Consider the following 17,815-nt stretch of genomic DNA (forward strand, 5'->3'; position numbering starts at 1 on the left):
TCCCGACTGGTCAATCCGGACCGCGCGCCGCTAGCTTCGTCTCATCCAAGTTGTTCGAGGGGCTGAGGGGCTTTTCATGAAGCGTATTCTGATGACCACCGCCGCGGCGCTGACCGTGGCCTTTCCGGCGTTCGCCCAGACGCCCCCATCCGGCGGGGCTGACGCGACGCCGAAATGGGACGTGCAGAACCCGATCGGCGCCCAGCGCGACGTCAACATCAACGTCGATGAAGGCACCTGGATGGCGCTGGACGTCAGCCCAGACGGCCGCGAGATCATCTTCGACCTGCTGGGCGACATCTATGTAATGCCGATCGGCGGCGGCGAAGCGCGCCCCATCGCTTCGGGCGTGGCCTGGGACATGCAGCCGCGCTATTCGCCGGACGGCCGCTTCATCGCCTTCACCTCCGACCGCGCCGGCGGCGACAACCTGTGGGTCATGGACCGCGACGGCTCGAACCCGCGCCAGGTGTCGAGCGAGACCTTCCGCCTGCTGAACTCCCCCGCCTGGACGCCGGACAGCCAGTTCATCGTCGGGCGCAAGCACTTCACCTCCTCGCGCTCGCTGGGCGCGGGCGAGATGTGGATGTACCACCGCTCGGGCGGCGGCAGCGGCGTGCAACTGACCGAGCGCCGCACCCAGCAGAAGGACACGGGCGAGCCCGCCTTCTCGCCCGACGGCCGCTACATGTACTTCAGCGACGAATCCACGCCGGGCGGCGTCTTTGAATACTCCAAGGATCCGAACACCCAGCTCTATGTGATCCGCCGCCTGGATCGCGAGACGGGCGAGATCAAGCCCTTCGTCACCGGGCCCGGCGGTTCGGTGCGCCCCACCCCGTCGCCGGACGGCAAGTCGTTGGCCTTCGTGCGCCGTGATCGCTACCAGTCGACGCTCTACGTCATGGACCTGGAGTCCGGGCGCGAGACGCCGATCTACGACGCCCTGGATCGCGACATGCAGGAGACCTGGGCCATCCACGGCGTCTATCCGGGCTTCGCCTGGACGCCGGACAACGGCTCCATCGTCATCTGGGCCGGCGGCAAGATCCGTCGCATCGACGTGGCCTCCAAGGCCGTCAGCGAAGTGCCCTTCCGCGTCACCGACACTCGCCGGGTCCAGGAAACCGCCCGCTTCCCCGTCGACGTGGCTCCCGCCCAGTTCGACGTGAAGATGATCCGCTGGGCCCAGACCTCGCCCGACGGCTCCAAGGTGGTGTTCGAGGCCCTGGGCAATCTGTGGGTCCGTGATCTGCGCAACGGCGTGGCCGGAACGCCGCGTCGCCTGACGCGCCAGAGCGACCATTTCGAGCTGTACCCGTCCTGGTCGCGCGACGGCCGCTCCATCGTCTACACGACCTGGAACGATGAAAATCTGGGCTCCATCCGCGTGGTTCCGGTCGCGGGTGGCGAAGGGCGCACCATCACGACCAACCCCGGCCACTATCTGGAGCCGCGCTTCTCGCCGGACGGTCAGACGGTCGTCTATCGCACCTCCAGCGACGGCTACCTGCGCTCGGCCATGTGGAGCCGCGAACCGGGCATCTACCGCGTCTCCGTGCGCGGCGGCGAGCCGGTCAAGGTCACCGATTCCGGCGCCAACCCGCAGTTCGGCGCCAGCAACGACCGCATCTTCCTGAGCGCTCGCGACGGCGAGAAGCGCGTCCTGAAATCCGTCAACCTGTCGGGCGAGGACGAGCGCACCCACCTGAGCAGCGAATGGGCGGCCGAGTTCTCGATCTCGCCCGACGAACGGTGGATCGCCTGGACCGAGCGTTTCAACGCCTATGTCGCCCCCTTCGTCCCGACAGGCCGTCCAATCACGGTCGGCGCCGACGCCAAGGCTCTGCCGCAGACCCGCGTCACCCGCGACGCCGGCGAGTGGCTGCACTGGTCCGGCGATTCAAGCCGCCTGCAGTGGTCGATGGGACCCGAGCTGTTCTCGCGCCCGCTGAGCGAGAGCTTCGCCTTCATGGACGGCGCACCGGCTGACCTGCCCAAGCCCGCCGAGCATGGCATCAAGATCGGCTTCAGCGCCGACTACGCCCGCCCCAGCGGCGTCACCGTCCTGACCGGCGCCCGCCTGATCACCATGAAGGGCGAAGAGGTCATCGAAGACGGCGTCGTCGTCGTCAACGGCAACCGCATCGAGGCCATCGGCCCGCGCGGCTCGGTCACGGTTCCGGCCGGTGCCCGCGTCATGGACATGGCCGGCAAGACCATCATCCCCGGCCTGGTCGACGCCCACTGGCACGGCCGCATGGGTTCGGACGAAATTATCCCGCAGCAGAGCTGGGTGAACTACGCCGCCCTGGCCTTCGGGGTAACGACGCTGCACGACCCGTCGAACGACAACAGCGAGATCTTCGCCCACAGCGAACTGGCCAAGGCCGGTCGCGTCGTGGCGCCGCGCATCTTCTCGACCGGCACCATCCTGTACGGGGCGGCGACGCCGACCACAGCCGTGGTGAACAACCTGGACGACGCGCGCTCGCACCTGCGCCGGATGCAGGCCATCGGCGCCTGGAGCGTGAAGAGCTACAACCAGCCCCGCCGCGACCAGCGTCAGCAGATCATGCAGGCCGCCCGCGAACTGGGTATGATGGTCGTGCCGGAAGGCGGCTCGCTGTACCACGCCAACATGAGCATGCTGGTCGACGGCCACACCACCATCGAGCACTCGGTGCCGGTGGAGCGGATGTACGACGACGCGGTGCAACTGTGGTCGCAGACGGGAACGGCCTACACCCCGACCCTGATCGTCGGCTTCGGCGGCGCCTGGGGCGAGAACCACTGGTATGAGACGACCGACGTCTGGAAGGATCCGATCCTGACGCAATACGTGCCGCGCCGCATCCTGGATTCGCGTTCGCGCCGTCCGGTGAAGACCCCGCCGGAGGAGCTGAACCACATCTCCATCGCGCGTGAGTCCAAGCGGCTGATGGACCAGGGCGTTTCGGTCCAGATCGGCGCCCACGGCCAGCGTGAGGGCCTCGGCGCTCACTGGGAGCTGTGGATGTTCGAACAGGGCGGCATGAGCGCCCACGAATCCCTGCGCGTCGGCACCATCAACGGCGCCCGCGCCCTGGGCATGGACAAGGACATCGGCTCGCTGGAAGTCGGCAAGCTGGCGGACCTGGTCGTGCTGAACGCCAATCCGCTCGAGAACCTGCGGGACTCGACCAAGATCGGCTACACCATGATCAACGGCCGCCTGTTCGATAACCACATGAACGAGGTCGGCGGCGCCGAACGCAAGCCGTTCTGGTTCGAGAGCGAAGACGGCCAGGCCTGGAGCGCCTCGGGCACGGCCTCGGCTGCCGAGACCCACAGCCACACCCACGACTGATCCCGCCGCGAGGCAGGAACGCGAAAGGGCCCGGCATCCGCCGGGCCCTTTTTCCTGCGAGCGATTGATAAGGGCCGCTTCTGCAGCGCATCATCATAAAACGCTGTATTCACGTTGAGTTTGGGTGCGATTTCCTCCGCCCCGCTCATCCCCGCGGAGGCGGGGACCCAGTGAGAGCGCAGAGCGACAGGCCTCTTCATTGATCACAGCGCCTTGAAGTCAAAGCACTGGGTCCCCGCCTCCGCGGGGATGAGCGGAGATTGAGACCGGCCGCCAACATTCAACGTGATTTCAGCCTTAAATAACGGGCCGCTTTGCACCCGTCATCCTCGCCACAAGCGCGAGGAGCCTACTCCCCCAGCCCTCGCACAGAAGCTTCCAGCAGGGCGTTACGGCGCGCCGCGCGCCCCTTCAGCCAGCGCATGGCAAGCACAAGCACCAACACCACCGCGCCGAAGGCCAGCAACCACAGGGTCGGGTTGTGCGCCTCGCTCATCATCTCCAGCTTGGCCAGACCCTTGGCGGCCAGATAGCCGGGCGCCAGCATGGCCAGCACCCAGACGAAGGCCGAAGAGACGTTGGCGATCTGGAACACGCGCTGGCGCATCTGCAGCACGCCGACCATCACCGGCACGAAGGCGCGCAGCGGCCCGAAGAAACGGCCGATGAAGATGGAGGCCACGCCGTAACGGCGACAGTACAGGCGCGTCCAGGCCAGCTTGCGGCGGTGCGGCACCAGCAGATGGTGACGCAGCACGCGCGTGCCCAGACGGCGACCGATCCAATAGGAGATGGCGTCGCCCATGACCGCGCCGATGACACAGCCGCCGATGACGGTGAAGGGGTCCAGCACGCCTGCGGCCACCAGCCCGCCCGCCGCGACCAGCAAGCCCGTCGCCGGCACGAAAGCGCCGATGACGACCAGAGACTCGAAGAAGGTCACGACGCCAAGGATCACGCCGGCCCACATGGCGTTGCGGGCGATGAAGTCGGCGGCCGAGGTAAGCAAACTGTCCATACTGATCCTTTGCCCGAGGGCATATGGGATCAGCACATAGAAAGGGAATGCGGCGATGCGACGCCACGGGGAAAAAGCGCACGCCGTGGCCCTCAGGCCGCACTTCGGCCGCCCGATGCCCTATCGCGTGGCGTCGTCAGGCGTATCGCGACGCTCGTCGTCCAGCTCGAAAGGACGAATTCGGCCGGCGCGCTCGCGTGGGCTGCGCACGCCCCAGGGCCCTGGCACAGCGCCATAGGCGTCTCGCCAGCCGTAGCCGTCCAGACCGTAGCGTCCCGCGCCAAAGCCATAGGGTCCGTAGCCATAGCCGTAAGCCCAGGGCGCGTTCTTCGTCTGGCTGAAGCTCAGGTTCAGCGTGCCGTTCTCGCCCAGCGGCAGAGAGACCGCCGCGCCGAAGTCCTTGTAGCCGCCGGTGCCGATCCCGGCGCTGACCTGGCCGTGCATCTTGCGGGGCGCAGCCTCTTCCCAGGCGTCGGCCCAGGTCTCGACGGGCGGCGCATCGGTCTTGCGCTCGCTGATCCAGCGGGAAATCTGCTCTTCCGTCGTCATGCCGTGCGGCGCCGCCGTCTGAAGCGTCACGGCGGGCGAGGCGTCGCTGACCGTCGCGGCCAAGGCATCGGCGGTCAGCGTCGGCACGGCGCCCGGACCAGCGCGCGGCGCCGTCGAAACCACGCCTTCGGGATCGCTGCTCGCCAGCAAGAGGGAGGCGGCCATGAGTTCGATCAGCATACGCATCTACTCCCGTTCACAAGCACCCTAACCTCAAATGCGGCCAAGGTCAGGCCGTCCCGTCGTCGCGCTCTAAAGGATCAGGCAGAGGCTCGCCTTCAGCCACGAAACTGAGCGCGACCGAGTTGATGCAGTAGCGCAGGCCGGTCGGCGGCGGGCCGTCAGGGAAGACGTGCCCCTGATGGCTGCCGCAACGGGCGCAGCGTGTCTCGACCCGCACCATGCCATAGCTGTCGTCGCGCACGGCGCGGACGTGGGCCGGATCGACGGGTTCGTTGAAGCTGGGCCAGCCGGTGCCGCTCTCGAACTTGGTCCCCGACCGGAACAGAGGCAGGCCGCACTCGCGGCAGCAGAAGACCCCTGCCCGTTTTTCACCCAGCAGGGTTCCGCAGAAAGGGGCCTCGGTGCCGTGGGCCAGAAGCACGCGCTTTTCTTCCGGCGAGAGGTCGGCCTCCAGCGCCACGCGCTGGCTGTCGGTCGGCGGCGTCAGGTCATAGCCGGAGGCGGAGCGCATCGGGGCGACGGATTCGATCTGGGTCATGATCTCAAAATAGGAAGGGCCGGACGGTCGTTCCACCGTCCGGCCCTCAATAGCCCGAGATGATCGTTCGGATCAGGCGCCGAACAGGCCGTTCACCCAGGTCCGCACGGCCGCTTCGTCCGTCGCGTCGCCGGCATAGGCCAGGGCGCCGGCCGGGGCGTAGGGCGCGTTGTTGCCGCGCTGACGCGTCGTCCAGGCCTTATGGCCATAGCTCAGGTCAGCATAGTTGGACGGCAGGCGCAGGGTCGTCGGCTCGATGAAGATGGTGTCCTCGGCCGTAATCGAGCCGGCGATGCGCACGTTCGGCAGACGGCTCAGCAGATCCAGCGTGTCCAGGCAGCCGCCCGAGCAGCCGGCGTCGACCAGAACGATTACCTGGCCCTGCACCGGATTGGCGGCGCCGGTGTCCGGGGTCGCCGGGCGGCCCGGCATGACGAAGGTCGGCTGACCGGCGGCGATGGCGCTGTCGAAGGCGGCGACGATGGCCTGAGTCTGCTCGATCACCGCGCCCGATTCCTGGACGAAGCGCGGGTCGGACACCATGCGGTTCAGGGTGTCGGCGAACCACTGACGGTTGGCGGCGGTGGCGCGATAGGTGATCTGGCCCGCTTCCGGCTGGCGGCTGACGGTGAACTCCGGCGACCAGATGCGGTTAGCCAGGCCGTAGCCGCGCGTGGTGGCGTTGAGCGACGAACCGTTGGCGCCGCGCAGGTCCAGCACGAAGCCTTGCGGTCCGCGAATAGCGGCGGACTGCGCCTCGATCTGGGCGAAGAAGGCGTCCCAGGCGGCGTCATCGGCCAGGGAGTGGACGTTGACCCACGGGCGGCCGTTCACCGTCTCGACCGACAAGGGCGCACCCGACGGGGTGTAAACCGAGGCGCGATAGGCGGCTTCCAGGTTCTGGGCCGTGGCCGGTTGCGGCGACAAGGTGAAGTCGCGGGTGCGGCGGCCGACCTGGAATTCGCAGGTGCCCGGCACGCCCGTCGTCATCGGGTTGTTGCGGTTCCACAGCAGATAGGGGGCGCTGCGGACGCGGCCGGCCTCGGTCGTCAGATCGCCCTCGAACTGATCCAGCTTGGCCTTGGCCAGATCTTCGATCGGCTCCGCGTTGCAGCTCTTGAGCACGGCGCCCAGCGGCGGCGCGCCGCGCACGCCCGGCTGAACATAGGAGACGACATACTGACCGTTGCGCCAGGCCGTGGCCACGCCCGGCCAGCTGGTGGCGAAGAACGGGCCCAGGCCCTCATAGGTCGGACGGGCCGCGATGTTGGAATCGCGGAAGCCGTTGGCGTACCAGCGCAGCAGATAGGCGTGGCTGTCGCCGCTGTTGACCTGACCAGCCTTGGCCTGGGCCTGCTGCAAGCCGGCGTCCAGCCAGGCGCGGAACGGAGCGCTGGCGTCGCCCGGCACCACGGCGGCCGGATGATTGTCGCGCAGGGCCGTGTGCATCGCCTGAAGGTCTTGCCGCGCCAGATCGCTGAAGTTCTGCGCCGAGGCGGCCGAGGCGGCGAAGCTCAGGGCCAGTACGGCCGCCGAAGCGGAAAGCAGGCGTTGCATAGGGGTTTCTCCCAGTCCGTTCAGTGTGCGGGTTGGTCGTGTTTTAGACCCATTAACGGCGCCGTCGCCACCCCTGTGACGAAATTGCACCGCTTTACGGGTCTCGGCGTTTACGCGCGCCTGTTTCCCGACTAGGCCGTGAGTTCCGCAGGCGCAAAAGGCGCCGAAACGCCGCGTGCTTGCGAATGACCGCCCTGGTTGATCTTTTCCTGAACTCCACGGGACGTATCGGTCGAATTCGCTTCGTGGCGGGCGCAACCTGCCTGGTCGGCGCCTGGGTCGCCGCGGACATCCTTCTGCGAGCGCCGGGCTGGCTTCACGCCCTAATCGCCGCCGCCCTGCTCTACTGCGGCTTCTGCATCCTGTCCCAACGCCTGCATGACCGGGGTCGTTCAGGGTGGTGGAGCGGACCGATTCTGCTGGCCTTCGCCCTGGCGTGGCCGCAACCGCTGACGATTCTGGATTGGGTCGCAACGGCCGCGCTCGTCCTGGTCGCCTTCGATCTGGCGATCCTGCCGGGTCAGACGGCGTTCAACCGCTACGGCGCCGCGCCCGGTGACCGACTTCAGAGCGGCGCGACACCCGGCTGAACCGGCCCGAACACCTGCTGGAAGGACGACTTCAACGCATCGTCCGCCTCGTCCATCGTCGCCAGCACGCCCAGATCGACCAGGCTGGTCACGCCGTGTTCGGTGATGCCGCACGGCACGATGCCGCCGAAATGGTCGAGGTCCGGCTCCACGTTCAGGCTGATGCCGTGGAAGCTGACCCATTTGCGGACCTTGACGCCGATAGCGGCGATCTTGTCCTCGCGGCTCCAGCCCGCGCCCTTGCGCTCGACCCAGACGCCGACGCGGCCCTCGCGCATCCCGGCCTCGACGCCGAAGCGATCCAGGGCGCCGATGATCCAGTCCTCCAGCCCATGCACGAAGCCGCGCACGTCCTTGCCGCGTCGGTTCAGGTCCAGCATCACATAGGCCACGCGCTGGCCCGGCCCGTGATAGGTGAACTGCCCGCCCCGTCCTGTCCGGTGCACCGGAAAGCGATCGGGCGCCAGCAGGTCGTCGTCCTTGGCCGAGACGCCTGCAGTGTAGAGCGGCGGGTGTTCCAGCAGCCAGACCAGCTCCTCGGCCTCTCCGGCGGCGATGGCGGCGACGCGCGCCTCCATGGCGGCCTCGGCGGCGGCGTAGTCGACATAGCCGGACGACAGCGCCCATTCGACGGGACGGCCGTCTTCGCGAAACAGGCGGCGTTGGGAAGAGTTTAACGGGTCGGCAAGCATGATGCCCTCAATGTGGGGCCTAACGCGGCGGCGCAAGGGCCGCCCGTTGATTTGCGAGTACCGTCTTGAGCCAGATCGAAGCCGTCGATGTCGAGATTTCGGTCGTGCTGGGCCGCTCGGTCCTGCCGATGCAGCAACTGCTGCGGATGGGCCGTGGCGCGGTGATCCCGCTGGACGCCTCGGAAAAGGACGAGGTCTGGATCCTGGCCAACAACCACCCCGTCGCGCGCGGCGAGATCGAGATTCGCGACGACCGCATCGCCATCACCGTGACCCGCCCAGCCGATGTCTATGACTTCATGGCCGGAGCCGCCTGAGTCATCCCTCGCCTGTCAGGAGAAGGAATTGCGCCTCTCTCCGCTATTTCCGCAAAACGCTCTTTTCTTTCCGTCGGCTCTCCGCTATTGCCCGCCCTCCGATGCGAGCGGTCGTGGCGGAATTGGTAGACGCGCAGCGTTGAGGTCGCTGTGGGGCAACCCGTGGAAGTTCGAGTCTTCTCGACCGCACCATCTGATCTGACAGGGCGAATCTCGGCTAGATAGGCTGAAATCATCACAGAGGAGGCAGATACGTGACCCACACGGACTTTGCCCCTCTGCGCCCCGAAGACCCCCACCTCGAAGACGAAGATCACGCCGCCCTCGGTGAAGACTACGCCCTGACGGCGGCCTTCGTCGAAAAGGTGGTGGACGCCGCGGACGACGGCGACGGGATGCGGCTGCGCAACCTGCTGGAAGACCTTCACCCCGCCGACGTCGCCGATCTGATGGGCTTCCTGACCGCCGAGCACCGCTCGGTCGTAGTCCAGTGGCTGCCGCCTGAACTGCTGGCCGAATCCCTGCCCGAGATGGACGACGGCATCCGTGAAAAGGTGCTGGAACGCGTCCCCTCGGCCACCCTGGCCGAAGCCTTGCAGGAACTGGATTCGGACGACGCCGCCTCGGTCGTCGAAGACCTGGAGGACGACCAGCGCGAGCGCGTGCTGGCCGCCATGCCCGAGGTCGAGCGCGCGGCCATCGAATCCTCGCTGGGCTATGCGGAGGATTCGGCCGGGCGCCTGATGCAGCGCGAGTTCATGGCCGCGCCGCAGTTCTGGAACGTCGGCGACACCATCGACCACGTGCGCGCCCAGGGCGACGACCTGCCCGAGCTGTTCTTCGACATCTATGTCGTCGATCCGATGAATTGGCCCGTCGGCGGCGTCGCCATCAGCCGGATGCTGCGCAGCCCGCGCGCAACGCCCCTGATCGAGCTGATGGAGCCGGTCAACGCCATCGAGGTGGACGTCGACCAGGAAGAGGTCGCCTACATCTTCGAGAAATACCACCTGATCTCGGCGCCTGTGGTCGATACGGGCGGACGGCTGGTCGGCCAGCTGACCGTCGACGACGTGGTCAACATCATCCAGGAAGAGAACCGCGAGGACATCCTGCGCCTGGCCGGCGTCGCCGACGAGGACCGCTCGTCCAGCGTGTTCGAGATCGTGCGCGGTCGCGTGCCGTGGCTGGGCATCAACCTGTTCACCGCCATGCTGGGCGCCAGCGTCATCGCCCTGTTCGAAGGCACCATCCAGCAGATCGTGGCCCTGGCCGTGCTGATGCCCATCGTCTCGGCCATCGGCGGCAATGCGGGCACCCAGGCTCTGACCGTCACCGTGCGCGCCCTGGCGACCCGCGAGCTGAATGCGTCAAACGCCCTCAGAACCTTCTGGCGCGAGATGGCCGTCGGCCTGGCCAACGGATTCGTCCTGGCGCCGCTGATCGGCCTGGCGGCGGGCTTCTGGTTCCAGGACTGGCGCATCGGCGCGGTCATCGCGGCGGCCATGATCCTGAACCTGCTGGTCGCGGCCAGCGTCGGCGTGCTGACCCCGCTGACCCTGTCCAAGCTGAAGTTCGACCCGGCGGTGTCCTCGGCCGTGTTCGTGACGGCGACGACCGACTTCTTCGGCTTCCTGATCTTCCTCGGGCTGGCCACCATCGTCCTGCTGTAAATCTGACCTGAAACGGCCCCGTCCGTTTCGGAACAAGGCTTGCTCCGCCCCAGCCAGGGCGAGAACGCCCGTTTCGAATTGGGTCAATCCGTGTCCGCAGCCGCGCCGCAACGCCGCAAGATCTCTCGAGAAGGCCTTCTGCTGATCAAGAGCTTCGAGGGCTTCCGTCCGCGCACCGTGCTGCGCCGCGATGGGACCCCCGTCATCGGCTACGGCCACGCGCGCTCGGCTCGCCCCGGCGCCGTGGTCAGCGAGGCCGAGGCCGAACTGCTGCTGCAATACGACCTGATGCCCATCGTCGCCTTGTTGAACGAGCGGGTGCGCCTGCCGCTGAATCAGCATCAGTTCGACGCCCTGGCCAGCTTCATCTTCTCCATCGGTCTTGAACGATTCCAGGGGTCGGACGTCCAGGCCAAGCTGGATGCGAATGCGCCGTCCGAAGCCGCCGTCGCCCTGTCCGCCTGGCCCGAGCGCGCCTCGCCGCCGGTCGACGCCCTTTACCGCCGCCGCTCGGCCGAGCGCGCCCTGTTCGACACGGCGCCCGATCAACCCGCCCCTCTGGACGCCCTGCTGACCGCCCCGGTACGCGGGCCGGGCGCCGCCGAACCGCCCGCCGACGCCGCCCCGCCGACGGCCGCCGTCCTACGCCATGAAGCCCGCGCCGCCGCACCCGATGCGGCTATGGGCGACAAGGGCGCCGTCCTGTTCATCGGCGGCGTCGGCGTCCTCGCCTTCCTGGCGGGAATCGCCGCCTTCCAGCGCGCCTGGCGCGCCCCCACGGCCAGCGACGCGACCGTCCTGATCGGCGCTGGTCTGGCCATCGCCGGTCTGGTCTTCATCGGCATGGCGGCCTGGAGCGCCGTGCGCGCCAAGGCTTCAACGACGGACACCGCGAAGCAGAAACAGTCGCGCTAAGAGGCGTCTTTGCGAAGCTCGCGCACGATGCTACGCCTTGCGGCATGAGCATTCCCTTCGCGCCCCAATCCATGGAATTCGGCCTCGGCGAGACCGCTGACGCCATCCGCGACACCACCGCCCGCTGGGCCGCCGAACGGCTGGCCCCCCGCGCCGCCGAAATCGACGAGAAGAACGAGTTCGCCCGCGACCTGTGGCCCGAAATGGGCGAGCTGGGTCTGCACGGCATCACCGTCGAGGAAGAGTTCGGCGGCCTCGGCCTCGGCTATCTCGAACACGTGGTGGCGATGGAAGAAGTCAGCCGCGCCTCGGCCTCGATCGGCCTGAGCTACGGCGCCCATTCCAACCTGTGCGTCAACCAGATCCGCCGCTGGGGCACGGCCGAGCAGAAGACGAAATACCTGCCCAAGCTGATCTCGGGCGAGCACGTCGGCTCCCTGGCCATGTCAGAGGCCGGCTCGGGTTCGGACGTCATGTCCATGCGCACCCGCGCCGAGAAGAAGGGCGACCGCTACGTCCTGAACGGCACCAAGTTCTGGATCACCAACGCCCCCTCGGCCGACACCCTGGTCGTCTACGCCCGCACGGGCGAGGGCAACGGCGGCGTCACTGCCTTCCTGATCGAAAAGGGCATGAAGGGTTTCAGCGTCTCCAAGAAGCTGGACAAGATGGGGATGCGCGGCTCGGACACGGCCGAACTGGTGTTCGAGGATTGCGAAGTCCCCGAAGAAAACATCATGGGCGGCGAAGGGCGCGGCGCGGCCGTGCTGATGAGCGGTCTGGACTATGAACGCGCCGTTCTGTCGGCCGGTCCGCTGGGCATCATGCAGGCCGCTCTGGACGTGGTCCTGCCCTACGTCCGCGACCGAAAGCAGTTCGGCAAGGCCATCGGCAGCTTCCAGCTGATGCAGGCCAAGGTGGCCGACATGTACGTCGCCCTTAACAGCGCCCGCGCCTATGTCTATGCGGTGGCCCGCGCTTGCGATCAGGGCAAGACCACCCGCTATGACGCGGCGGGCGCCATCCTGCTGGCCTCGGAAAACGCCGTGAAGGTCTCGCTGGAGGCCGTCCAGGCCCTGGGCGGCGCCGGCTACACGAAGGAGTGGCCGGTCGAGCGCCTGGTCCGTGACGCCAAACTCTACGACATCGGCGCCGGCACCAATGAAATTCGCCGCTTTCTGATCGGCCGCGAGCTTCTGGGAAGCTGACGGAACCCCAAGGCGGGCGGGCGGTTGCCCTTCATTCGAAGGAGATCGTCATGCCCGCCAAATCCGCCGCCCAGCAGAAAGCCGCCGGGGCCGCCCTGTCGGCCAAGCGCGGCGATACGCCCAAGTCCAAGCTGAAGGGCGCGTCGAAATCCATGATGGAATCGATGACCGAAGAGCAGTTGGAAGCCTTCGCCCACACCCGGCGCAAGGGCAAACCCGAGCACGTCGCAAAGCACTGATTCAATGGCGGATGGCGTCCTGAGGACAGGACTGCATAACAGGGTATGGCGTCGGCCCCCGCGCGCCCCTACGGTGCCTCCAATCTTCGCCCTGAGTCCCGCTTGATGTCGCTCGTTTCTACGCCGCCGCCTGACGAACGCCGCACCTTTTCCGACATGTTGGAACGACTGGGCAAAGGCGAGTCGGAGAAGCTGTCCCTGCGCGAGATGGTCGAAGGCTTCGGCGAACGCGGCTTCGGCGCCGTCATCCTGATGCTGGCGCTTATGGCGCTGTTTCCGTGGCCGCCGGGCGGCAAGGCGGTCTTTTCCGTGCCGATCATCCTGATCGCCGCCGAACTGGCCCTGCAGCGCGACAAGGTCTGGCTGCCGCGCTGGCTGCTGAACCTGTCGGTGAACCGCGCTTCCTATTGCGCCGCCGCCGCGAAGATCCTGCCGCGCCTGCGCCGGGTCGAGCGCCTGACCCGCCCCCGCTGGCCGGTGCTGACGGGCGAGGCGGCCGATGTGGTCATCGGCCTGATCTGCATTCTGCTGGCGTTGATGATGGCCCTGCCGGTGCCGTTCGGGGACGCCCTGCCCGGCCTGACCCTGGCCCTGTTCGGCCTAGGGATCATTCAGCGCGACGGCGCCTTCATCGTGGCCGGCTTCTTCGGCACGGCCGTATGCGGCGTCTATCTGACCCTGGTGTGGACGACGGTGGTCGCCGTCGTCGCCGGCATCGCCGAATGGGCGACGAACCTCTTCTAGGTTCAGCCCGCGTCGGTCTGGCCACTGAGGCCCTGCATGATCATGCGGTTGATGTCGATCAGGGTCGAGAAGTCGTCTTCGCCCCGCATGACCTCGGACGTGTTGCGATTGACGAACAGGCTCAGCGAAATGAACTGCGCCCGCATCGCCTGGGGCATGGCGTTGTCGGGGTCCGAGCAGGCGGTCGCCAGCGTCGACCACAGCCGACGGTTCCAGTCCAGGGCGTCCATCCGCCCGGCGACATCCGACTTGTCCAGGGTCGACGCGTGCATCAGGGCGCGCGTCACCTGGCCGAACAGCCGGTATTCCATTTCACGCGGTGATTCAGCCCGCGTCGCCGCCGTCTTGTACGCCTGAAGCGACATTGCCGAGCCTTTGGTCTTCGTAATCAACGATTTTGCGAGCGCCCATCAGGGCCTTGTAATACTGACGCGCCAGCACGTGCTTGGAGCAGGCGACGCATTCCGTCAGGATGTCCGGGTTGCGCACCGCCCCCATGAACTCCGTCAGACGCAAGGCGAATTCATCATAGAATTTCGGCGCTTCCGACTCATCCAGATACATCATCATGACAGGGAAGTAGATGCGGCGCGCAGGCGTGGTCACGTCCTCGGGCTGCATGATGTCCTTCTCGCGCAGGACACTGGCCTTGTTCTGCAGGACCAGGACGCCGCGACGGTCGCCGTTCTGCACGACGGCCCCGTTCAGCACGAATTTCTCGCCGGGCTTCAGCGACAGTTTCAGAGGCAAGGGAAGGTCTCCGTGGCGCCGCCCTCACCGTGACGGCCGGCCGCTGAAGAACTGTAAAGCGACGTGGTTAACCATCCCTTCACTTCGGGCGCTTCCCAGCGTCACGATCGCGCAGACGGGAACGCCCTGCCGAGCCGAGCCGTTGACCTTTCGGAAGGGAGACGACGATGGCAGGACCCGAATTCGAGACCGACGGCCAGGACCAGGCCGAGGTCTATGACGAGACCCATCTGGACGATGAAGGCGACGGCGATCTGTCGTTCGATGAAGCCGACGACGTGCTGGACGTCACCCAGATGGACGGGGACTCCGACGCCGAACCCTTTGACGAGGATGACGCCGACCTGGACGCCGACCTGGCTCTGGACGGCATAGAGGCCGAGGCCGACGCCCTGCTGGGCGTCAATGGCGTGCGCTTGAACGAGACGGACGGCGACGGCGCCACGACCTCGGGCGCGAACGAGATCGAGCTGGTCTACGCCGGCTTGATGCGCAACCAGCGCGGCGCCCAGGCCAGCGCCGCCCACTGGGAAGCCAAGCGCCTCTCTGACGACGACATAGAGGACCTGGGCTATGGCCCCGAACAATGAGGGATTTCATGACCGAACATCATCCGACCAAGGCTCAGGAAGACGCCGATCCGAACACCCCTCCGGCCAAGCGCGCGCCGCGCGAGAGCGGCAAGCCCGATCAGCTGAAGGATAAGGAAAAGGGCGCCGAAAACCGCCAGGAAGCCCTGATCGACGAAGGCGTCGAGGAAACCTTCCCCGCCAGCGACCCGGTGTCGGCCAAGCGCATCACCTGACGCGTTGCCGCCTGTTCACGCGCATCTCTTTAAGCTACCTGCTCCTTTCCCCCGGAATGGAGCAGGTTTCGCATGAGCCGGTTCGAAGGCACGTCCAACTATATCGCCACCGACGACTTGAAGGTCGCCGTCAACGCCGCCGTGGCGCTGGAGCGCCCGCTGCTGATCAAGGGCGAGCCGGGCACCGGCAAGACGGTTCTGGCCTATGAACTGGCCCGCGCGCTGAACGCCCCGCTGATCACCTGGCACGTCAAGTCGACCACCAAGGCCCACAACGGCCTCTATGAATACGACGCCGTGTCCCGTCTTCGCGACAGCCAGCTGGGCGACGAGCGCGTCCATGATGTCCGCAACTATCTGAAAAAGGGCAAGCTGTGGGAGGCCTTCACCGCCCCCGCGCCCCCCGTCCTGCTGATCGACGAGATCGACAAGGCCGACATCGAGTTCCCCAACGACCTGCTGCAAGAACTCGACCGCATGGAGTTCTACGTCCAGGAAACGGACGAGACGATCCGCGCCGAGGTCCGCCCCGTGGTCGTCATCACGTCGAACAATGAGAAAGAGCTGCCGGACGCCTTCCTGCGCCGCTGCTTCTTCCACTACATCCGCTTCCCCGACGCCGAGACGATGCAGGACATCGTCGAGGTCCACTTCCCCGGCATCAAGCCGCGACTGGTCTCTGAGGCGCTGAAGACCTTCTACGAGATCCGCGACACGCCGGGCCTGAAGAAGAAGCCCTCGACCTCGGAACTGCTGGACTGGCTGAAGCTGCTGCTGGTCGATGACGTGGCGCCGGAAACCCTGCGCGAAAAGACGCCGGGCAAGCTGATCCCGCCGCTGCACGGCGCCCTGCTGAAGAATGAGCAGGACGTGCATCTGTTCGAACGACTGGCCTTCATGGCCCGCCGTGAAGGCTCCCGTCCCGGCGGCTGATTTCAGCCGCTTTCCCGTCGTCTTTCGATTACCGCGATTTCACTGGTCCCGCCGCGCTTATGGCGCACAATCGGGGCCTGAAGTGGAGCCGACCATGCAACACATCACCTGGCCCGTTATCGCCCTGGCGCTGATGACCGCCGCCTGCGACAACGGCGGCGCGGTGCGCATCACCACCTCCACGACCTCGGATTCCTCGGGCGTGCTGAAGGTGGTCGACGCCCTGCAATGCCCCCAGACCCAGGGCGTGCTGACGCGCAAGGGCTCGGCGCGAGCTGACGGCTCCTGCGTCTACAGCGGCCCGCGCGGCTCGGAAGTCATCCTGCGGCTGGTTCAGCTGGACGGCGGTTCAGCGCAGAACGCCTTGAAGCCCTTCGAGACCCGCCTGACCGCCGACCTGCCCGAGGCCATGGCCCAGGTCGAAGCCGAAAACGCCCGCGCCGAAGCCGACGCCGCCAGGGCGGAGGCTGACGTAGCCAGGGTCGAGGCGGACGCGGCCCGCGCCGAGGCCGACGCCTCTCGTGCTGTGGCCGAAGCCGCCTCCGGCGACTCCGCCCACGTCAGCGCGCCCGGCGTGCGCGTCGACGCCCAGGGCGACAAGGCGACCGTCCGCCTGCCGGGCATGCGGATCGACGCCGACGGCGACCGCGCCAACATCCGCATCGGCGGCCTGACCATCCGCGCCGACGACAAGTCCAGCCGCGTCGACGTCTCGTCCGGGGACGACGCCGTAAAGATCGAGGCGACCGACGGCGCCGCGCGCATTCGCACCAGCGCCGCCGGGGAATCCGTGCGTTCAACCTTCCTGATGACGGCCGACGAACCCTCCGCCAGCGGCTGGCGCACCGTCGGTTATGAGGCGCGCGGCCCGGTCGGCGGCCCCATCGTCGTCGCCACCGTCCGCAGCAAGGACCGCGATCCGGACCGTCTGTTCGACGCCGCCAAGGCCCTAGTGACCCTCAACGTCGGCGATTAACCCCCATCTATCGCAACGGCCGCCCTTGATCGCGCGTTCGGTCTGAGTCACCAGCCTGAGCATGCGCAGCATCAAGACCTTGGCCGAAGAAATCGAAGACGCCGGCCCCGCGCCCCGAGTCCGCAAACCCAAGCCGCCTCGCGCCTGGCAACGCATGTTGTCCGGCCGCCGTCTGGACCTGCTGGACCCTTCGCCGTTCGACATCGAGATCGAGGACATCGCTCACGGCCTGGCGCGCGTCGCCCGCTGGAACGGCCAGACGATCGGCGAACACGCCTTCTCGGTGGCCCAACACTCGCTGGTGGTCGAAGAGATCGCCGCCCACATCCGGCCTGGGCTGGAGCCGAAATGGCGCCTGGCCGCCCTACTGCACGACGCCTCGGAATACGTCATCGGCGACATGATCTCGCCGTTCAAGTCGGCGCTCGGCGCCGGCTACAAGGACTTCGAGGCGCGTCTGGAAGCCGCCATCCACGTCCGCTTCCAACTGCCGCCCAAGACGCCGCAGACGATCAAGACCCTGATCAAGAAGGCCGACAAGGCCTGCGCCTTCTACGAGGCCACGCAGTTGGCCGGTTTCACCCGTCGCGAGTCGCTGCAGATCTTCGGCGCCCCGCCGCCCGGCTATGACCTGATCATCGAGCCCCAGCCCGCAGCCATCGCCCAGCAGCGCTATCTGGACCGCTATCGCGTTCTGGCTGAAGCTGTCGGCATCCTGCCCGGCGCCGACGCCTGGCACACCGAATAGTCAGGCGCAGCACAGAGAGCGGCGGACGCAA

The 17,815-nt window shown here is 67.1% G+C and carries 20 protein-coding genes and 1 tRNA gene; 14 read left to right on the forward strand and 7 right to left on the reverse strand.

What is annotated here, in order from left to right:
- The first annotated feature begins 76 nt into the window (after positions 1-76).
- Positions 77-3,349, forward strand: a complete 3,273-nt coding sequence (locus AC3IPP_RS11640) for an amidohydrolase family protein (protein ID WP_489149100.1) — start codon at positions 77-79, stop codon at positions 3,347-3,349.
- A 349-nt stretch (positions 3,350-3,698) separates the two neighbouring features.
- Here the strand turns inward: AC3IPP_RS11640 and AC3IPP_RS11645 are convergent, their stop codons facing one another.
- The 4 genes from AC3IPP_RS11645 to AC3IPP_RS11660 all read right to left on the reverse strand — a co-directional run bounded on the left by AC3IPP_RS11645 (position 3,699) and on the right by AC3IPP_RS11660 (position 7,194).
- The gene (locus AC3IPP_RS11645) at positions 3,699-4,367 is read right to left on the reverse strand and encodes a DedA family protein (RefSeq protein WP_087141394.1); all 669 of its coding nucleotides are present in this window, start codon (positions 4,365-4,367) and stop codon (positions 3,699-3,701) included.
- 120 nt (positions 4,368-4,487) lie between these two features.
- Positions 4,488-5,096: a hypothetical protein gene (locus AC3IPP_RS11650; RefSeq protein WP_489149101.1), complete on the reverse strand. Its 609-nt coding sequence runs from the start codon at positions 5,094-5,096 to the stop codon at positions 4,488-4,490.
- A 49-nt stretch (positions 5,097-5,145) separates the two neighbouring features.
- Positions 5,146-5,637, reverse strand: coding sequence for a peptide-methionine (R)-S-oxide reductase MsrB (gene msrB / locus AC3IPP_RS11655; RefSeq protein ID WP_489149102.1), 492 nt, complete (start codon positions 5,635-5,637; stop codon positions 5,146-5,148).
- 72 nt (positions 5,638-5,709) lie between these two features.
- Positions 5,710-7,194: a hypothetical protein gene (locus tag AC3IPP_RS11660; protein ID WP_489149103.1), complete on the reverse strand. Its 1,485-nt coding sequence runs from the start codon at positions 7,192-7,194 to the stop codon at positions 5,710-5,712.
- 185 nt (positions 7,195-7,379) lie between these two features.
- Here AC3IPP_RS11660 and AC3IPP_RS11665 point away from each other — a divergent pair, with 185 nt between their 5' ends.
- Complete coding sequence (locus tag AC3IPP_RS11665) at positions 7,380-7,784, forward strand: DUF805 domain-containing protein (protein WP_489149104.1); 405 nt, start codon at positions 7,380-7,382, stop codon at positions 7,782-7,784.
- Here AC3IPP_RS11665 and lipB read toward each other — a convergent pair.
- Positions 7,760-8,476, reverse strand: a complete 717-nt coding sequence (lipB, locus tag AC3IPP_RS11670) for a lipoyl(octanoyl) transferase LipB (protein ID WP_489149105.1) — start codon at positions 8,474-8,476, stop codon at positions 7,760-7,762. The two genes, AC3IPP_RS11665 and lipB, sit on opposite strands and share 25 nt — an antisense overlap.
- 65 nt (positions 8,477-8,541) lie before the next feature.
- Here lipB and AC3IPP_RS11675 point away from each other — a divergent pair, with 65 nt between their 5' ends.
- From AC3IPP_RS11675 to AC3IPP_RS11705, 7 genes are all read left to right on the forward strand, one after another.
- A complete protein-coding gene (locus tag AC3IPP_RS11675; protein ID WP_003164329.1) occupies positions 8,542-8,793 on the forward strand; it encodes a FliM/FliN family flagellar motor switch protein in 252 nt (83 codons plus the stop codon).
- Between the two features lie 107 nt (positions 8,794-8,900).
- Positions 8,901-8,985, forward strand: a tRNA-Leu gene (locus AC3IPP_RS11680).
- A 62-nt stretch (positions 8,986-9,047) separates the two neighbouring features.
- Positions 9,048-10,466, forward strand: a complete 1,419-nt coding sequence (gene mgtE / locus AC3IPP_RS11685; protein WP_489177401.1) for a magnesium transporter — start codon at positions 9,048-9,050, stop codon at positions 10,464-10,466.
- A 39-nt stretch (positions 10,467-10,505) separates the two neighbouring features.
- Positions 10,506-11,381: a lysozyme gene (locus AC3IPP_RS11690; protein ID WP_489149106.1), complete on the forward strand. Its 876-nt coding sequence runs from the start codon at positions 10,506-10,508 to the stop codon at positions 11,379-11,381.
- Positions 11,382-11,425: 44 nt separating this feature from the next.
- Positions 11,426-12,589 carry an isovaleryl-CoA dehydrogenase gene (locus AC3IPP_RS11695; RefSeq protein ID WP_489149107.1) on the forward strand — a complete coding sequence of 388 codons (1,164 nt, stop codon included), beginning with the start codon at positions 11,426-11,428 and terminating at the stop codon, positions 12,587-12,589.
- Positions 12,590-12,639: 50 nt separating this feature from the next.
- Positions 12,640-12,828, forward strand: a complete 189-nt coding sequence (locus AC3IPP_RS11700; protein ID WP_087141401.1) for a DUF3008 family protein — start codon at positions 12,640-12,642, stop codon at positions 12,826-12,828.
- A gap of 105 nt (positions 12,829-12,933) precedes the next feature.
- Positions 12,934-13,572, forward strand: coding sequence for an exopolysaccharide biosynthesis protein (locus AC3IPP_RS11705; RefSeq protein ID WP_489149108.1), 639 nt, complete (start codon positions 12,934-12,936; stop codon positions 13,570-13,572).
- A 2-nt stretch (positions 13,573-13,574) separates the two neighbouring features.
- On the opposite strand, the gene flaF is transcribed toward AC3IPP_RS11705, so the two are convergent.
- Positions 13,575-13,937, reverse strand: a complete 363-nt coding sequence (gene flaF, locus AC3IPP_RS11710) for a flagellar biosynthesis regulator FlaF (RefSeq protein ID WP_087141384.1) — start codon at positions 13,935-13,937, stop codon at positions 13,575-13,577.
- Positions 13,897-14,322 carry a flagellar biosynthesis repressor FlbT gene (gene flbT / locus AC3IPP_RS11715; protein WP_087141383.1) on the reverse strand — a complete coding sequence of 142 codons (426 nt, stop codon included), beginning with the start codon at positions 14,320-14,322 and terminating at the stop codon, positions 13,897-13,899. Before flbT ends, flaF begins: the two co-directional genes overlap by 41 nt.
- A gap of 167 nt (positions 14,323-14,489) precedes the next feature.
- Here flbT and AC3IPP_RS11720 point away from each other — a divergent pair, with 167 nt between their 5' ends.
- The 5 genes from AC3IPP_RS11720 (at position 14,490) to AC3IPP_RS11740 (ending at position 17,784) form a co-directional block, all read left to right on the forward strand.
- Positions 14,490-14,912, forward strand: coding sequence for a hypothetical protein (locus tag AC3IPP_RS11720; RefSeq protein WP_087141382.1), 423 nt, complete (start codon positions 14,490-14,492; stop codon positions 14,910-14,912).
- 8 nt (positions 14,913-14,920) lie between these two features.
- The gene (locus AC3IPP_RS11725) at positions 14,921-15,127 is read left to right on the forward strand and encodes a hypothetical protein (RefSeq protein WP_256968282.1); all 207 of its coding nucleotides are present in this window, start codon (positions 14,921-14,923) and stop codon (positions 15,125-15,127) included.
- Positions 15,128-15,199: 72 nt separating this feature from the next.
- Entirely contained in the window at positions 15,200-16,060 is an 861-nt protein-coding gene (locus tag AC3IPP_RS11730) for an AAA family ATPase (RefSeq protein WP_489149109.1), read from the forward strand.
- A gap of 94 nt (positions 16,061-16,154) precedes the next feature.
- Entirely contained in the window at positions 16,155-17,036 is an 882-nt protein-coding gene (locus tag AC3IPP_RS11735; protein ID WP_489149110.1) for a methyltransferase type 11, read from the forward strand.
- 154 nt (positions 17,037-17,190) lie between these two features.
- Positions 17,191-17,784, forward strand: a complete 594-nt coding sequence (locus AC3IPP_RS11740) for a YfbR-like 5'-deoxynucleotidase (RefSeq protein WP_087141399.1) — start codon at positions 17,191-17,193, stop codon at positions 17,782-17,784.
- Positions 17,785-17,815: the final 31 nt, after the last annotated feature.

It is taken from the genome of Brevundimonas sp. KH_060 (assembly GCF_057838275.1).

Coding starts and splice junctions, on each gene's coding strand:
- flaF (WP_087141384.1), bottom strand. CDS start 13,937: ATGTCGCTTCAGGCGTACAAGACGGCGGCGACGCGGGCTGAATCACCG.
- AC3IPP_RS11695 (WP_489149107.1), top strand. CDS start 11,426: ATGAGCATTCCCTTCGCGCCCCAATCCATGGAATTCGGCCTCGGCGAG.
- AC3IPP_RS11640 (WP_489149100.1), top strand. CDS start 77: ATGAAGCGTATTCTGATGACCACCGCCGCGGCGCTGACCGTGGCCTTT.
- AC3IPP_RS11735 (WP_489149110.1), top strand. CDS start 16,155: ATGCAACACATCACCTGGCCCGTTATCGCCCTGGCGCTGATGACCGCC.
- AC3IPP_RS11665 (WP_489149104.1), top strand. CDS start 7,380: ATGACCGCCCTGGTTGATCTTTTCCTGAACTCCACGGGACGTATCGGT.
- AC3IPP_RS11720 (WP_087141382.1), top strand. CDS start 14,490: ATGGCAGGACCCGAATTCGAGACCGACGGCCAGGACCAGGCCGAGGTC.
- AC3IPP_RS11740 (WP_087141399.1), top strand. CDS start 17,191: ATGTTGTCCGGCCGCCGTCTGGACCTGCTGGACCCTTCGCCGTTCGAC.
- AC3IPP_RS11705 (WP_489149108.1), top strand. CDS start 12,934: ATGTCGCTCGTTTCTACGCCGCCGCCTGACGAACGCCGCACCTTTTCC.
- AC3IPP_RS11725 (WP_256968282.1), top strand. CDS start 14,921: ATGACCGAACATCATCCGACCAAGGCTCAGGAAGACGCCGATCCGAAC.
- AC3IPP_RS11645 (WP_087141394.1), bottom strand. CDS start 4,367: ATGGACAGTTTGCTTACCTCGGCCGCCGACTTCATCGCCCGCAACGCC.
- AC3IPP_RS11650 (WP_489149101.1), bottom strand. CDS start 5,096: ATGCTGATCGAACTCATGGCCGCCTCCCTCTTGCTGGCGAGCAGCGAT.
- AC3IPP_RS11730 (WP_489149109.1), top strand. CDS start 15,200: ATGAGCCGGTTCGAAGGCACGTCCAACTATATCGCCACCGACGACTTG.
- AC3IPP_RS11660 (WP_489149103.1), bottom strand. CDS start 7,194: ATGCAACGCCTGCTTTCCGCTTCGGCGGCCGTACTGGCCCTGAGCTTC.
- msrB (WP_489149102.1), bottom strand. CDS start 5,637: ATGACCCAGATCGAATCCGTCGCCCCGATGCGCTCCGCCTCCGGCTAT.
- lipB (WP_489149105.1), bottom strand. CDS start 8,476: ATGCTTGCCGACCCGTTAAACTCTTCCCAACGCCGCCTGTTTCGCGAA.
- AC3IPP_RS11700 (WP_087141401.1), top strand. CDS start 12,640: ATGCCCGCCAAATCCGCCGCCCAGCAGAAAGCCGCCGGGGCCGCCCTG.